Below are 16,747 nucleotides of genomic sequence, written 5' to 3'. Positions count from 1 at the left end.
AAATCTATAATTTGTACAATATTTTGAAAGGAAACTATTGTGGTACGGTCATTTTACTGTTCAAATTGGGCAAATTGAATGTACAACAGCTTATTCAAGAGCTTTAGTAAAGAATTAGCTCTTAGCAATTGGGTAAGTAAGCATAAATTAGCCAAAACAGAAGAAAATCATGTAAGCTGGGGAAATAACTGTTGATCATAATTAGCATAGATGCCAATAGTTATAAATAAATATTCGTTTTTCTACAGTGTCAGCAAAAAACCTGAATATATTAAACATATAGTTTGAGAACCCCGTATGTTCAATACCACTGAAATTATAATTGATGCTTTCGTTAATCAAGTTCGAGAGGGTTACAGGCGCACCTATGGTGGGTTAAACACTAATTATCAAGACATTATTGCCTGGGCTGGGAATATGGCGTTGGAAAACATCGCCAACAGTGATGCTTTATACCATAACGTCGAACATTCTGTCTTGGTTACTCTTGTAGGACAAGAAATTTTGCGGGGTAAACATATTCGTGAAGGTGGTGTTTCCTGCGAAGATTGGCTGCATTGCATTATTTCTCTGCTTTGCCATGATATTGGTTATGTGAAGGGAGTTTGTCGCCAAGATCAAGAAACAGAAGGCTTATATGCGACTGGTCAGGATGGTGGGATGATTTCTCTTCCCTTTGGTGCTTCTGATGCCAGTCTCACTCCTTATCATGTTGATAGAGCAAAACAGTTTATTGATGAACGCTTTGGTGGACATCCGCTAATTGATGCAGAAGTCATTAAGAGTAATATTGAATTAACTAGATTTCCTGTGCCAACGGTAGATGATCATCATGATTCCCAAAATTTTGCCGGTCTAGTTCGTGCTGCTGATTTAATTGGTCAATTGAGTGATCCACGTTATTTAAAAAAAATCACCAGTTTATTCTATGAGTTTGAAGAAACAGGGGTAACTAAAGTTTTAGGGTATAAAAATCCTGGGGATTTACGAAAGAACTATGCCAAGTTTTATTGGAATAGTGTTTATCCTTATATTACAGATGGCTTGCGTTATCTATCCTTGACACAGCAAGGGAAACAAGTTATGGCCAATCTTTATGCCAATGTGTTTGTGATCGAACATGAAAAACCACAATTAGACCTACAATATTTTGCTGAACAATTCAATTCTTAATTTTTGTTCACAAGGTCTTGTTGGTTTTAGCAAAGCTGATTTTTTTAGCTTTGCTGTTTTTTATTTTGTGATCAAAAATACAATTTATTTTGCTGTAGTAGTCACTTCCAGATCCTCTAAATTCTTGTTAGTTTAAAAGGATGTTAATTAATGCTCAACTTTTACTGCAATTTCAACGCTGTCAACGGCGACCTTTTTTAGATGTTCACGGTGATTATCGTCAACGAGAGATTCCCAATGAATTAGTGCTGAAGGTACAACAGGATAAAAAAGCTCATCATCAGCGGATAGTGACCAAGTTAAGTTACTACGAACCTGATTATCCTGCCGGAAATTGGCAAGCAGGAACAGCAGCAACTGTCAAACTGATGGAGCAGGGAGTGAGTTATATTCATCGGGGTGTGCTATTAACTACTTATGGTGAAAAATATACTTTGCTGAGTCGCCCGGATTTGCTTGTCAAACAACCCGGAGAATCTTGTTTTGGGAATTGGAATTATGTTCCAGTCAATATTGAACTGGGTAAACGTCCTAAACAAGAATATCAAGTAGTTATTGCTTTTCATGCCCAAGTTTTGGCGACGGTTCAGGGTGTGATTTTGGATAAAGCAGGATTAATATTGCGGGATAAAGATAAAACTTATGTGGTGGATTTAGATAAATGGACACCACAGATGCTGAATATTTTATCGGAATATACTCAAGTGATTGAGTCATTAGAAGCGCCAGAAATATTTATTTCTCGGCAAAAGTGTAATCTTTGTCCTTGGTATAATTATTGTTATGCGATCGCTCAATCTCAGCAACATCTTTCTCTATTACCAGGTGTAACACCTATTCGCTATACCCAATTGCAAAATCTATCTATCACCACTTTAGAATCACTTGCTGATACTCATCCCAGCACTTTAGAAAATCTGACAGGGTTTGATAGTAATGTAGCTGCTAAGTTAGTTGTTCAAGCCCAATCTGTATTTACTAAACAACCCTTAATTCTTCCAGATCCTCTATCTTCAGAGTATCTTACTTTGACAGCGCCGATAGAACTTTATTTTGATATTGAAGCCCAGCCAGATTTAAATTTAGATTATCTTTTAGGTGTTTTAGTTGTGGATCGAACAGCTAACACAGAAGAATTTTATTCCTTTTTGGCGGAAACACCAGAAGAGGAAAAATTAATTTGGCAGCAATTTCTCAACTTAGTTAATCAATATCCCCAAGCACCAATTTATCATTTTTGTGCTTATGAATTAGATACCGTTCAACGTCTGGCTAAACTGTATCGTACACCTCATGCTCAAATTCGTCCTGTACTAAATCGGTTTATTGACATATATGAACAACTAATTCAAAGTGTAGCTTTACCAATAGACAGTTATGCCTTAAAAGTCATAGCTCGTTGGTTAGGATTTACATGGCGTGAGCAAGAAGCCAATGGGGCTAAATGTATTTACTGGTATGATCAGTGGTTAGAAACAGGCGATCGCCACTTATTAGCAATCATTCAAGAATATAACGAAGACGACTGTCGCGCCACCCGTACAGTCAAAGATTGGTTAGTCAGCTTTTTTCAAACAAAATCTGGCGATGACTACAGCGAGTAAGGCGATCGCATTTATAAAAATATTACTACAGTTAATCTATGTTCCGTCTCCCCAAACCCCGAAAACTTTCTCTAATTATCATTTTTAGTATTCCACTAATTCTTATTGGTTTCTTCTTTAGTAATTTCGCTTCCGCCTCCTTAACTATCAGTAGTATAGAATTTATCGGACAAGCCACCTTACCCACAGGTTTATCTTTCCAAAAAACTGAAATTGGCGGTTTATCAGGAATTACTTATGATGCCCAAAATAACCTATACTACGCCATATCAGACGATAGAGGGCAAAAAGCACCCCCTCGTTTTTATACATTAAAAATTGACCTTAGCAAAGGTAAATTAACTAGTAACGGCGTTGTTCCCGTCAGTGTCACCAACCTATTAGATACGAATAATCAACCATTTCCCCCCACCACTACTGATACAGAAGGAATTGCCCTCACCAATAGAGATACTATATTTGTTTCATCTGAAGGTGATGTCAACCAACTCATCAATCCCTTCATTCAAGAATTTTCTCTCGCTTCAGGCCAAACCATTAGCATCCTACCCATACCAGAGAAATTTTTACCAGATCCACAAAACCAAAAAGGCATCCGCAACAACTTAGCCTTTGAAAGTCTTACAATTACACCCAATCAGAAATTCCTATTTACAGCAACAGAAAACGCCTTAATTCAAGATGGTTCAGCAGCTAAACCTGGTTTGGGGACTCCTTGTCGGATTTTGCAATATAACCTCTTAACTAAACAGCCAGAACAGGAATTTCTCTACCAGACACAACCAGTTACACCTTTATTTAATCCTACAGGTAAATTTGCCAGTGGCTTACCTGATTTACTAGCCCTTGATAACCAAGGACACTTTCTCAGTCTAGAAAGAAGTTTTACAGGATTAGGATTTACAGTTTTCTTATTTCAGGTTTCTTTAGACAACGCTACCGACATTCAGCACTTTGATAGCATGATCAAAACTGACATCACCAAAATCAAACCAGTAGAGAAAAAAATCCTCTTAGATCTACGATCTTTAGATGTATCATTAGATAATATTGAGGGATTGACTTTGGGTGCAAAATTACCAGATGGAAAACCATCTCTAATTCTTGTCAGCGATAACAATTTCAATGGGTTACAGCAAACCCAAATTTTAGCCTTTAAACTGAAAATAGAATCACCACTAACTAGATTATTAAATCTTCTGAGAATGCCTAATGCTCAATAATCATTAAAAATTCCTTTTTTTACGTATATTCACGTATATCTACTTTCTTTGCACTCTGATTACATATAATTACTAATAGGCAACAGTCACAGCAAAATCAAGATAATGTGACAACAGATCGGCAATTGCATAAGTACCTGAGCAAAATTAATTCAACATTTTCGGAACAAATAAAAATTTCTGTATTCCTTATCTGTTCCCTTTCCCAAATATACAATTTATTTTGCACGACTACTTAAAAAAGATTCGGGAGGAAATAAGCTAACAATTTTAGCAACTAAAAGAAATTTAGGATATGACTAACAAAACAGCTAAATCAGACATTTACATTGACAAACTATTAAATAACCGCTATTTAATCAGAGACTTGCTTGGACAAGGAGGAATGGGAAAAGTCTACTTAGCAGAAGACGTTTCTAAAGGATGTATGCTAGTAGCCGTAAAAATCCTCACATTGAGTCTGAGAAATCAGCAGATAGCGGAACGTTTTGGTAGAGAAATATTTGTTAGCGCCCAACTAGGTAAAAAAAGCAAAAATATTGTCCGCTTATTAAGCTATGGTGTAACTGATAACAAAGTTCCCTTTTATGTGATGGAATATCTACGCGGTAGACCATTAAATAGGATTATTAAGAAAAATTATTTAAACTTACCAATATTCTTAGAAATTTGTCAACAAATATGTTTAGGACTACATTGCGCTCATCAAGGTGTTCACTTTAAAGGTAAAATTTATCCAATAATTCATAGAGACATCAAACCAGAAAATATATTTATTAATGAAGCTGGAGCAAAATCAGAGATGGTAAAAATTCTCGATTTTGGTATTGCTAAATTTTTAACTGAAACAGGGGGAATGACACTAACAGAATCTTTTGTTGGTAGTTTACCTTATTCATCTCCAGAACACATGGAAGGAAAAAAACATATAGATGCACGTTCGGATATTTACAGCTTAGGAATTTTAATGTTTGAAATGCTGACTGGAAAACATCCATTTCATAACACCAGTCAATCTTTCGGGATTTGGTATCAACTTCATCATTTTCAAAATCCACCAACCTTTGCTGAGGTAAATTCCCAAGTAGAAGTTCCCGAAGAATTGCAGAAATTAGTTATACGTTGTTTGGCTAAAGATGTAAATAAAAGACCTCAAAGCGTCAGAGAGATATTAAATTCTTTGGAAAAAATCAAGGAAAAATTAATTGCGAAACATCAAATAAATAAACAAAAAATAACTGGTCAGCCAAAATTTATACCTACACCGGCAGTCGAATTAATTCCCGTTACATCTGTCACAGAACAAGAATGTTTGCAAAAAAAATGGCCTAGAAATAAGCCAATAGAACTTATTGGTTTCCCGCATCTTCTATATACACAACAAGGTGTTATTCCCACTTTTTGGGCAATGCTACCCCAGAAAGAAATTGATCAATTTATTAATAAGAAACATCATTCTGAATTTATTAGTAAAATGTCAGTATACCCAATGGTTTTATGGATAACAATGCTATATGATGAAGAATCGTCCCTAACGAGATGGCTATCTCATTATTTAGATATAAAAGATGAAACAGGGCAGAAAATCGTCAAGTCTTTAGAAAGAACAGGATATTATCATTTATTGTTTTTTACTTTAGAAAATCCCAATAATCAACCCAGAGTTATGACTTTGACTTTAAGTGGTACACAACGTCAATATTTAACTGATTGTATAAATATTAGCCACATAGATAATCCAGAAATTTCCACCCAGCAAGCAAAAAATCTGCTAAAAACTGAATATAAAAAAGTTAAATTACAAATATTACACAATTTAGCTAAAGATGGCAAAAAAGTTCGAGGTTGTGTAAAATTATGGATAGGTAACTTGTTTGATAATTTGTTAAAGAAAAATTTAGGCATCAGTAATTATCCTAGTGATTCAGAATGAATTATGTTTTATTTTTAAATTTTGAATTGTTAATGGTGACTTCTAAATTTTTCCATATTTACCTGTATTAACAGCATTATGGATTGCATGATTCAAAATCCCAATACCCAAACTATCAGGAGGTTTAGGTGAACAATAGCCCCTACCAATCTCCAAAAACTCAGGAGTTGGTGGCCAACCGTTATCAAATCAAGACATTAATTGAAAGGGGTGGCATGGGTGAGGTATTCCTAGCAGAGGATATGTTGCTAGGTGGAACACCAGTTGCCATTAAGTTTTTATCTCAAACTGTTACTGATCCTCAAGTACAAGAAAGTTTTAGCAGGGAAGCTCTACTAAGTGCAGCTTTAAGCCAAAAAAGTATCCATATCGTTCGTGCCTATGATTATGGTATGACGGCTAATGGCAATCCTTATTATGTAATGGAATATTTATCTGGACAGAGTTTGAAGAAATTAATTCCTCTACCTGTGCCAATGTTTCTAAATCTATCACGCCAAATTTGTTTAGGGTTAAAATGCGCTCATCAAGGTGTCAATATTGATGGAAAAATTCATCCCTTAGTTCATAGAGATATTAAACCAGCTAATATTATCGTCACCCCTGATCCTATATTAGGCAACCTAGCTAAAATCTTAGATTTTGGTATTGCTAAATTTTTAGACACTACAGCCGCAATTACCACAAATAAAGGATTTCATGGAACTTTACCTTACTGTTCTCCTGAACAATTAGATGGTGGAGATTTAGATAGTCGCTCAGATATTTATAGCTTAGGCGTGATGATGTTTGAAATGCTGACAGGGCAAAAACCTTGGCAACCAGAAACAGATGCGTTTGGTGCTTGGTATAGAGTGCATTTATTTGAACCACCAAAACATATAGCTGATGTTAATCCTCAAATTAAAATCCCACAGCAGCTAAATGATTTAATTATGAATTGTTTAGCCAAAAAGCCAGAGCAGCGTCCACAAAATATGACCAAAATTCTCCAAGTTTTGGAGAATATAGAACAATCTGTTCATCAGGTATCTTTACCTCCCGTTTTGGGGAATTCAGAATTATCCAAAACCATGACAATACCTGATAAAAAATTTATTTGGCCTAAAAATAAACCAATTCAAGAAATTGTTTTTCCACAACTAATAGATATAGAAAAAGTTCCTAAACCTTCTTTATGGTTAATGTTGCCACAATTAGAAATCTATAATTATGCCCATACTACCCGCTACACTCGATTTATTTTTATTACACATCCCCATCCAATGTTGTTATGGATCACACTACTTTACAATCGAGAAATTGCTCCTAAGTGGCTACCATGTTATTTAGATATGCAAAATTCCCAAAATCTAAAATTGGTGTGGACATTAGCGGAAAGTGCGTGCTATTCGTTACTTTTCTTTACCTTAGAAGCCCCTAATGACTGCGTTAATACTTTTAGTATCAGTCTTGTTCCCTTACAATCACAAAATTTGAAAAATTGGGTGCAGCAAAGTCAACAAGTCACAGCTTCAACCCAAGCTTTGGTAAGCAAAAATTGGTTAAAGCAGCAATATAAGCAGCTCCAAGCGAAAATTTTAAAGCATTTAGAAGCGTAATATTACTTATAAGTTAGAGAAATTGTCAGAAATGGCTAACGCCACGCTACGCTATCAGGATGTCCAGGATTTAAGGATTTACAGGATGAGAACTGGAACTTTATCACCAATGACCAATGGGCAGAGGGGGGAGCATGGGTACGGGATACAAGCTTTGTCCCAGTCTCTCCCCCCTGCTCCCCGCTCCCCTGCTTCTTTTGACCAGCCCTCTTTTCCAGAATTTAAAAAAAATTTCTACAAACTACTTGACAACTAGAAAAAGATTAGGCATAATAGTGAGAGTGCAAGTCAAGGGACTGTAGTTCAATTGGTTAGAGCACCGCCCTGTCACGGCGGAAGTTGCGGGTTCGAGCCCCGTCAGTCCCGTTCTAAAATACTGAGTGTAAGATACTGAGTTAGTTAAATAAACTCATAGTCTTTACAACAGTAGGTGTAATTATGATTTATAAAAGAGAGAATCAACTGTGACCGTCAGAGTCCGTATAGCTCCGAGTCCTACCGGAAATTTACATATTGGTACAGCAAGAACGGCTGTATTTAATTATTTGTTCGCCCGTCACCATGATGGGAAGTTTATTTTAAGAATTGAAGATACAGATTTAGAGCGATCGCGTCCTGAATACACAGATAATATTTTGTCGGGACTACGCTGGTTAGGACTGAACTGGGATGAAGGTCCATTTTTCCAATCTCAACGCTTACATCTTTATAAAGAAGCAGTTCAAAAATTATTAGATCAAGGATTAGCTTACCGCTGCTACACCACATCAGAAGAACTAGACGGTTTGAGGGAAGCGCAAAAAGTCAGAGGTGAAGCTCCTCGCTATGATAACCGTCATCGTCATCTTACCCCAGAACAAAGGGCTGATTTTGAAGCTCAAGGACGTTCATCTGTAATTCGTTTCCAAATAGATGATCACCGGGAAATTGTCTGGAATGATTTAGTCCGGGGTAAAATGAGTTGGCGCGGTAGCGATTTGGGTGGTGATATGGTCATTGCTCGCGCGGCTAGTGATGGTACTGGTCAACCACTATATAATTTTGTGGTGGTTGTGGATGATATTGATATGCAAATTAGTCATGTCATTCGTGGTGAAGACCATATCGCCAATACTGCTAAACAAATTCTGCTGTATGAAGCTTTGGGCGCGAAGATTCCCGAATTTGCTCATACACCCTTAATTTTGAATCAAGAAGGGCGGAAACTATCGAAACGGGATGGAGTAACTTCCATTTGTGACTTTCAGGAAATGGGCTTTCTGCCAGAAGCTTTAGTAAACTATATGACCTTGTTGGGATGGTCGCCTGCGGATTCTACCCAAGAAATATTCAATTTAGAATCAGCAGCTAAGGATTTTGGCTTTGAACGGGTGAATAAAGCTGGTGCTAAATTTGACTGGGATAAATTGGATTGGTTAAATAGCCAATATCTGCATATTATGCCAGTGGATAAACTCACAGATTTACTTATCCCCTGCTGGGAAAAAGCTGGTTATCAATTGACTGGTGGGAGAGAACGTCCTTGGTTAGAGCAGCTAGTGGCGTTAATTGCTGCGAGTTTGACGCGGTTGGTGGATGCTGTGGAGATGACCAAAGTATTTTTTACTGAGGGGGTAGAATTGACTGAAGAAGGCAGTCAACAACTACAGCAAGCAGGTGTCAAGACTGTATTGCAAGCAATTATTACAGCTTTAGAAAGTCAGTCAGAGTTATCAGCAGATAGCGCCCAGAGTATTATTAAGCAAGTTGTGAAAACAGAGAATGTCAAAAAAGGCTTAGTCATGCGATCGCTCAGAGCAGGGTTGACAGGAGATGTACACGGACCAGACCTGATTCAATCTTGGCTACTATTAAATCAGATCGGTTTAGATAAAGCTCGTTTACATCAAGCAATTAGCACCAACCCTTAAATCATCTAGAGACGTTCCATGGAACGTCTCTACAAAAATTCAAAATTAAACTCTGGCTAATATTGGTTGACTGACTGCTGCATTGATAGATGTTGATTCAGAGTCAGCAACATAGATTTCACAGGAGTTATTAGGACTTTCGATGAGTTTGACTTTATATAGAGTTCCTCCTAATGCTTGAATAGGCGATCGCAATACATTACTAATATAAAGAGCGATATTTTCCGCCGTTGGCACAACTTTAGCAAAGAAAGCAATATCTTTATTTAAAAAAGTGTGATCAAAAGGTTCTACGACATAATCTGTAATTATCTGATTTAAAGCCCCTAAATCAATAATCATGCCTGTGCGGGGGTCAATTTGCCCTTTTACAGTCACTTCCAAATGATAGTTATGTCCGTGTCCATTCACACGAGCGCATTTACCGTAAATCTGAGTATTTTCTTCCAAACTCAAATCAGGGTGTGCTAATCTATGAGCGGCGCTAAAGTGAGTGCTAATACTTAGGTGTGCTTCCATTCCGTTACCCATATAATCTGCCCAAAGTTCAGGATGTTCAAATAACTGCACGCGGACTAAAGGTAAGTGGGGTGCTAAACGCTGCCAAATTACCCGCGCTATATTTTCTGTAGTGGGGAGAGTTTGTTGAAAATCTGCCCATACATCATTGAGATAGGAAAAATCTAGTTGACCAGTAACTTCCCGCTTAATGACGTGCTTCACATCAGACAAATTTAGCACCATCCCATATTCATCTAATTCCCCAGCTAGGGAAATAAATAAAACATAGTTATGTCCGTGTCCGGGAAATTTCGAGCAAAGACCAAATTTTTCCACATTTTCGTTTTCACTTAGTTCTGGCAACCAATACCGATGGCTGGCGGAAAACTGAGCGCGGCGATTTACAATACATTGCATGAGTACACTGAGAACAGAACTTAAAATTTCTTAATCTTTCACTTTTCTCAGTATAAACCAATTTGTTGCTTAGTGGTCAGTTGCTTTTTTACTGGTAACTATTGAGTAGGTACTGGGGAAAGGGTGCGATCGCTACCTACGGATTCTGTGTTGTATAATATCATTATTAATTTTGTTACACTGATAAAAAATAACAGAAAAGTACATTAAAAACTAAATTAATCAGGACTTACGCAAAACAGAACAGAAGTAGGGGTAATTCATGAATTACCCCTACGCAAGAATCAGGTTTTGAGTTCAATCTTGCGTAAGTCCTATTAATGTTTATGCTCACATCATATTTTTTGTAACCTCATTATAATAGAGTACATCTTCCCTCCACACCTCGAATAGTCGGGTTAGGTTTAAGAAATAGTAAGGAAATTACTCAGCCATTAAATATTTTTTACTCAATATATTAATTTCTTTAGACCAAAATCCTCAATTAGTTGATAAAATTGAGAAAATATTTGAAAATGTAGAGGTTCAGAAAAATAGGGAAATAACAAATTAATACTATGCTACAAAATACCTATCAACTACCATTGACATTTGAGCAAATTCTGACTCTAGTTAAACAACTTTCTGATTCTGAAAAATTGTTACTTAGCAAAGAACTAGAAAAAGAAACATTGAATCATAAATTAACAGAGTTATTGGAAGTATTTCAAACTGATGAATTATTATTAGCAGAAATTACTGAAGAGGTTGAAATTGTCCGTTCTCAAATTTATGACAGAAAACAAAGCAGTTAAGATCATTATTGATACTAATCTTTGGATTAGTTTCTTGATTGGTAAAGAACTGAAAGATTTAAAAGACCTTTTAGTTGCCGAAACAATTATAGTAGTAATTTCTGAGCAAATATTAGAAGAAATTACTTTAGTAACTCAATGTCCTAAGTTACAAAAATATTTTCCGTCTAACAAAGTTCATGAGTTAATTCAACTTTTACGAACCATTGGTGTATTTATAAATATAACCTCCGAAGTTTTTATTTGTCGGGATGCGAAAGATAACTATCTTTTAGCACTAGCAAAAGATAGTGACGCAAATTTTTTAGTCACTGGTGATCAAGATTTATTAGTGATTACAAAATTTGAAAATACTGAAATTGTTACTTATCAAGAACTTTTACTGAAATTATAGAATTGATCTGAGTACATATTCAACCTACCGATTCTTGCGCTTCCCGATACAATCTTTTAGCTATCCGAAATAATTCTTGCCCAGTGTGCAAATAACGATCATCATAGCTTAATGGAAAATAAGCTAACTCCTCTATACCGTCTCCAAGTTGACTCATACAATAGTAGATGTGCGCGGCTGTGGCGGCAAAACTAGGAGGATTTGGTAAAGAACGAAACTTAATTTGAGCGTCCTTGAGGTCTTCTCGACAGGATTCTAAATAATCTTGAAATTCGTCTAAAAGATCATCATCAAAAGGATCTGCGGCTAATTCCTCAATTTGCTCTTTTAAAGAATTGAGAATTGTACAAAGTATCCGATTTACTGGTTTATAAACTCGGCATAACCATTCTTCAATCTTCTCATCAACATCTTTGCCAGTTTTCCTAGTTGCTTTGTAATGCTGTTGGGCAGATTCTGTACGTTTTTGGCGAGAATGATGGAATTTTTGCTGCCTATGACGAAGTTTTTCATCATAATCAAGGCGACTTTTGTTGTCACTCAATACTTCATAAGCAGCATTAACACGAATAATCTGCTCATTATCTGGTATTTCTTTATTACTATCAGGATGAAAAATTTTCACCAAGCGGCGATATGCTTGTTTAATCTCCGCTTGGCTGGCATAGGCACTAACTTTTAGGGTGTCGTAGTGGTTAAAATCGGACATTAATCCAATAGATTGTTAAGTGACAAGTAAATCAACAATGATTAAAAATTTGCAAACAGCTTGTGTAATCTGCTTTTTAATTTTTAATTATTAATTTTTAATTCCACCTTGCGCTTCTAAGTCTTGGAACAAAGGTGTACTGAGATATCTCTCACCGAAACTTGGTTGAATCATAACAATTAAGCGATCGCAATTTTCTGGACGTTGAGCGACACGAACCGCCGCACAGAGGGCAGCACCCGTAGAGATTCCCGATAGTAGTCCTTCCTCTCTGGCTAATTTACGACTAAAGGCGATCGCTTCGTCATCAGTAACCGTAATCACCTCATCAATCAATTCTACCTTTAAGACTTGGGGAATAAAACCCGCCCCAATACCTTGAATTTTGTGGGGTCCTGGTTTACCCCCAGATAATATAGGGCTATTAGCAGGTTCAACAGCGATCGCTTGAAAACTCGGTTTTCGTGCCTTCAACACTTCCGCTACCCCAGTAATCGTTCCACCTGTCCCCACACCAGCCACAATCATATCTACCTGGCCATCCGTATCTGACCAAATCTCCTCAGCGGTAGTTTCCCGATGAATTTGGGCATTAGCCGGATTGCGAAACTGTTGCAACATATAGGCATAAGGTGTCTTATCCACTATCTCTTGCGCCCGCCGAATCGCCCCACTCATGCCCTCAATTCCCGGCGTGAGTTCCAATTGCGCCCCATAAGCCCTTAACATCGCCCGCCGTTCTGCGCTCATTGTTTCTGGCATTGTTAAAATTAATTGATACCCCTTAGCCGCAGCGGCCATTGCTAAGGCAATTCCCGTATTTCCCGATGTAGGTTCTACCAAAATCGTCTTACCAGGTGCAATTAATCCTTCTTTTTCCGCCGCAGTAATCATACTTACCCCAATTCGGTCTTTCACCGATGCAGAAGGGTTCATACTTTCCAATTTCACCAGAATTTTCGCCACACAACCTAATTCTTGAGGAATCCGGTTTAACTCTACTAAAGGTGTCCTTCCTACTAATTCCGTAATATTTTTAGCAATTTGCATGATAAATTTTTATGTCCTTAAATGTAGTACATGATATCTAACTGCTTCCGTGAATCTCGTTTTTCACAAAGATCCTGAAGCGAATAGTTTTGTAACACTGAATTTGCAGCTTGACGTGCTTCTTGCCAGATTTCTGCCACCAGAGTATTGTCTAGACTTGTGGGATTAGAATCTTGCTCAGTCGTCTGCACATCTAAACCTTCTAAACATTCTAAAATATCAAAGATACTAATTTTCCAAGGTTCTCGCGCTAATAAATAGCCGCCTTTTGAACCCCGTTGACTTTTAACTATACCTCCACGCCGCAAAGTTGCTAATAGTTGTTCCAAATAGCGATCGGGTATCTTTTGTTGCGTAGCAATTTGCCGAATTTGCATCGGTTCACCATTTTCATAATGACTGGCCATCTCTAATAACGCTAAAATTGCGTATTCCGATTTACACGATAGTTCCACAAGCAGTAATCCAAGATGAAAGTAGAAGATTAATGAAGATGAGCAAAACGTTACAGTTCATCTCTTTTTCAGTATACTCCGGGTCACTACTGGGGTTTTTTCTCCCAACAAAAAACCCCGCCTAATGGCAGGGTAAAATAAATTACAAATTTATCAACGAACTTTTAACTATCTAGAAGCTGAAAGTTGTTCTCAGTGTACCGATGAAAGCATCATTACTGTTATTGCTTTGTCCAGGAGATGTAACCCAGATAACTCCAGGAGTAACAGAGATATTTTCAGAAACGCGATACTTGTAGAAGCCTTCCACTTGGAATGGTGTTTCACTAGCACCCGCACGTAATGAGTAGGGTTGAGCGCCACCAAAGATACCTAAAACGTTACCTTGCTTACCAAAGTCAGGTAATGCTATACCAGCCCCATAGCTCCAAGCTTCTCTATCATCATTAGCACCAAAGCCTGTAACATCATGGTAAGAAACGAAACCACTTACAGACAGTTTTTCGCTAGGTTTGAAGGCTGCGGAAATACCGTAGGAATTGCTGGAAGAGGCAGATGGAGAATTTATATTTGCTTGTCCGCTACCTACTATTGCACCATTACCAAGTCCTGAATCAAACAGTATGCTGTTTGCTCCATGATAACCATGTACATAGGTTGCAGCTAAAGCTAGGCGATTACCAACATTAAAGTTTAACTGACCTAAAGCTGCATAATCACCGTCGAATAACCCTTGACCAGGAGCAGGATTATTAGCATTAGAGGCCAAATAACCTAATGTGATTGAACTTGGCTTCAAGAAGCTATCACCAGGTTTCCCAAAAGGTACATTTAATGCAACACCAGCACCACCACCAATCCGGTAGATGGGATTTTCAGATGCAAAGGTTGTTAAAGCACCCTTACCGCCATCTGTTTTATCGAAGAAGTAGGGATTGTTAACAGCAGCATAATCGCTGTGTTGCCCACCACTGGCTGCAATATAAGCCCTAGCTGGACCAAAAGGAGCTTCGTATGTCAATTTGTCAATTGAAACATTGTTACCACCTGTGCCACCGACTTGGAAAGTTTGTTGACCAAGGGCTGTGCCAGGAATAGAAGCACTATTTTCGTCTTTTAAATCAAAGCCTATGACATTACCAGCCGCTAACCGAGTTGTTAACAAGTCTCTACCCGTAAAGCTGGTTTCTAAGCCTAAACGGACTCTATCTTGGAAGACTGCACGGTTAGTGTCGCCTGTTTCACTACCAAAAACATCGGAGACAGCAAAAATAGCTTCACCTTTAAGTTTAGTGGTTGTGGAGAATTGATTTGCTTCTAATTCAGCAGTGCGAGCTTCTAAAGCATCTACGCGACCACGTAAAGTAGCTAGTTCTGCGGAAAATTCTTCTTGCAAACGCTGTAATGTTGCTAAATCCTGTTTTGTCACCATATCAGCCGTAGCTGTGGCGATCAATTCGTTCACACGATCTAAACAAGCATTCAAACCAGCGGCAAATTCGTAACGGCTTAAAGCCCGATTACCGCGAAATGTGCCATTAGGATAACCTGCAATACAGCCGTATCGTTCTACCAAAGACTGCAATGCTTGGAATGCCCAATCTGTAGGTTGAACATCAGAAAACTGAGAAACGGATGTTACCTGAGACAGCGAATTATTGTTTTCGTTGCTGTAGCGGTTAACTTGAGCTAAAACTTGAGTTTCTTTGGTTTCACTAGCCAATACTTCTGTTGTCGAAGCAGCTTCTACTGATAATGTTTCCGTAGTTGTTGGAGCGGCGATCGCTGTTGAAGATACTAACAACGCTGCTCCCAAAACTGCTGGGCTAACCACTAGGGATTTCCACAAAATATTAGACATTTTTCTTTTTCTCCTCACACCTTTATATGGACAACTTGCTTCGCTTTAACTAACTGCTTAGAACTGCGAAATTCGGTTTAAACCTGTTTATTAGGCATGAATGCCACCAATATCACAATTTTAGCGTCTAAAAGACTAATAATTGGTTAATAAATCGTTAAGCTTCTATGCAATTAACTTATACGACAAGCTAGAATCATATCCTTGGATTATATTGTATTTGCTTGGAAATGATCAAGATCAGATTTTTTTTGATTAAGTTACTTTTACAAGAGCATCCGGTAAGCGTAAGGCTCAGTGTCTTTAGCCCTGAGAGTGTCAATTTCCATTTTCTTGGTCTTGCCTTTGTTATGGAAACCAACAATAATTGGCCAGCATATACCTGTATCAAGTTACTTTCACCAACAGGCTTTGGAAGACAAAATCCTATCTGAGTTGTAAAAGAGTTTTTGAACCACAACGTTTCTACATTTATTGATAAGGGTTCGGACTTGACACAAACCTATACTCCGTTTACAGACATTCTCTTATTTGCTAATGTTCCCAAATAATAATGATTTTTATAAAAAACTACCCATAAAAACTATCCGCCCTGATTTAGATCAGATAACCTAAATCAGGGCGGTCTAGCGGGTCTTCAAGTTGCAACCAGACTGCCGGAAGGAACTCCGACGTTAAGCCTAGCTAGTTGAGCTAACTTAGTATCTCAAGAGAACTAAGGCTAACTTTTAGAGAACAGCCCCGGCGCACAGCCGGCTAACTGCAACTTGATGACCCATGCGTATACTACTTTCTATCATGGGCATCACCTCCTTGTTGCCTAAACGGTCTTAGTTTCAAAAGGGGCAAAGCAAAATGCTTTGGGTTTGTAACCTGAGATTACTATAACACAACTGCAAAAATTTGCAATAGAATTTTGCCATTAAAAAAACCCCCACTGACAGGTGGAGGCTAAATGGATATTAATCCAGGATTAATTTTCAGATTTAGAGAGCGTTACCGCGTGGTAGCACTTCTTCTGGGAATACAAATTGTTCATGTGGTTGATCTTGAGGAGCCATCCAAGCGCGGATACCCTCATTCAACAAAATGTTTTTGGTATAGAAAGTTTCAAACTCTGGG

The 16,747-nt window shown here is 37.8% G+C and carries 13 protein-coding genes, 1 tRNA gene and 1 pseudogene; 9 read left to right on the top strand and 6 right to left on the bottom strand.

What is annotated here, in order from left to right; translation table 11 throughout:
- Window positions 1-297: 297 nt before the first annotated feature.
- From FJR04_RS04425 to gltX, 7 genes are all read left to right on the top strand, one after another.
- Complete coding sequence (locus FJR04_RS04425) at window positions 298-1,173, top strand: Npun_R2479 family HD domain-containing metalloprotein (protein ID WP_168492194.1); 876 nt, start codon at window positions 298-300, stop codon at window positions 1,171-1,173.
- 140 nt (window positions 1,174-1,313) lie between these two features.
- Window positions 1,314-2,777 carry a TM0106 family RecB-like putative nuclease gene (locus tag FJR04_RS04420; protein ID WP_168492192.1) on the top strand — a complete coding sequence of 488 codons (1,464 nt, stop codon included), beginning with the start codon at window positions 1,314-1,316 and terminating at the stop codon, window positions 2,775-2,777.
- A 38-nt stretch (window positions 2,778-2,815) separates the two neighbouring features.
- Window positions 2,816-4,000: an esterase-like activity of phytase family protein gene (locus FJR04_RS04415; protein ID WP_168492190.1), complete on the top strand. Its 1,185-nt coding sequence runs from the start codon at window positions 2,816-2,818 to the stop codon at window positions 3,998-4,000.
- A gap of 295 nt (window positions 4,001-4,295) precedes the next feature.
- Entirely contained in the window at window positions 4,296-5,933 is a 1,638-nt protein-coding gene (locus tag FJR04_RS04410; RefSeq protein WP_168492188.1) for a serine/threonine-protein kinase, read from the top strand.
- A gap of 128 nt (window positions 5,934-6,061) precedes the next feature.
- Window positions 6,062-7,534, top strand: a complete 1,473-nt coding sequence (locus tag FJR04_RS04405) for a serine/threonine-protein kinase (protein WP_168492187.1) — start codon at window positions 6,062-6,064, stop codon at window positions 7,532-7,534.
- A gap of 292 nt (window positions 7,535-7,826) precedes the next feature.
- Window positions 7,827-7,900, top strand: a tRNA-Asp gene (locus FJR04_RS04400).
- Window positions 7,901-7,998: 98 nt separating this feature from the next.
- Window positions 7,999-9,444, top strand: a complete 1,446-nt coding sequence (gene gltX, locus FJR04_RS04395) for a glutamate--tRNA ligase (RefSeq protein ID WP_168492185.1) — start codon at window positions 7,999-8,001, stop codon at window positions 9,442-9,444.
- Between the two features lie 45 nt (window positions 9,445-9,489).
- Here the strand turns inward: gltX and FJR04_RS04390 are convergent, their stop codons facing one another.
- Entirely contained in the window at window positions 9,490-10,362 is an 873-nt protein-coding gene (locus tag FJR04_RS04390; RefSeq protein WP_168492183.1) for a 6-carboxytetrahydropterin synthase, read from the bottom strand.
- A 557-nt stretch (window positions 10,363-10,919) separates the two neighbouring features.
- Here FJR04_RS04390 and vap15 point away from each other — a divergent pair.
- Both vap15 and FJR04_RS04380 read left to right on the top strand, forming a co-directional pair.
- Window positions 10,920-11,156: a type II toxin-antitoxin system VapB15 family antitoxin gene (gene vap15, locus FJR04_RS04385; RefSeq protein WP_168492181.1), complete on the top strand. Its 237-nt coding sequence runs from the start codon at window positions 10,920-10,922 to the stop codon at window positions 11,154-11,156.
- Window positions 11,134-11,550 carry a putative toxin-antitoxin system toxin component, PIN family gene (locus FJR04_RS04380; protein ID WP_168492180.1) on the top strand — a complete coding sequence of 139 codons (417 nt, stop codon included), beginning with the start codon at window positions 11,134-11,136 and terminating at the stop codon, window positions 11,548-11,550. Before vap15 ends, FJR04_RS04380 begins: the two co-directional genes overlap by 23 nt.
- A 19-nt stretch (window positions 11,551-11,569) precedes the next feature.
- Here FJR04_RS04380 and FJR04_RS04375 read toward each other — a convergent pair whose 3' ends face one another.
- The 5 genes and pseudogenes from FJR04_RS04375 to FJR04_RS04355 all read right to left on the bottom strand — a co-directional run.
- Window positions 11,570-12,259, bottom strand: a complete 690-nt coding sequence (locus tag FJR04_RS04375) for a J domain-containing protein (protein ID WP_168492178.1) — start codon at window positions 12,257-12,259, stop codon at window positions 11,570-11,572.
- Between the two features lie 90 nt (window positions 12,260-12,349).
- Window positions 12,350-13,309 (bottom strand): cysteine synthase A, encoded by a 960-nt coding sequence (cysK, locus tag FJR04_RS04370; protein WP_168492176.1) that lies wholly within the window; start codon window positions 13,307-13,309, stop codon window positions 12,350-12,352.
- Between the two features lie 17 nt (window positions 13,310-13,326).
- A complete protein-coding gene (locus tag FJR04_RS04365; protein WP_168492174.1) occupies window positions 13,327-13,764 on the bottom strand; it encodes an Rrf2 family transcriptional regulator in 438 nt (145 codons plus the stop codon).
- A 172-nt stretch (window positions 13,765-13,936) separates the two neighbouring features.
- Window positions 13,937-15,625: an iron uptake porin gene (locus tag FJR04_RS04360; RefSeq protein WP_168492171.1), complete on the bottom strand. Its 1,689-nt coding sequence runs from the start codon at window positions 15,623-15,625 to the stop codon at window positions 13,937-13,939.
- Window positions 15,626-16,611: 986 nt separating this feature from the next.
- Window positions 16,612-16,747, bottom strand: a pseudogene (locus tag FJR04_RS04355) (photosystem II D2 protein (photosystem q(a) protein)); the annotation flags it as partial.

Source organism: Anabaena sp. UHCC 0204 (assembly GCF_009711975.1).
GTDB lineage: Bacteria > Cyanobacteriota > Cyanobacteriia > Cyanobacteriales > Nostocaceae > Dolichospermum.
This window is presented reverse-complemented; position numbering and strand designations above follow the sequence as displayed.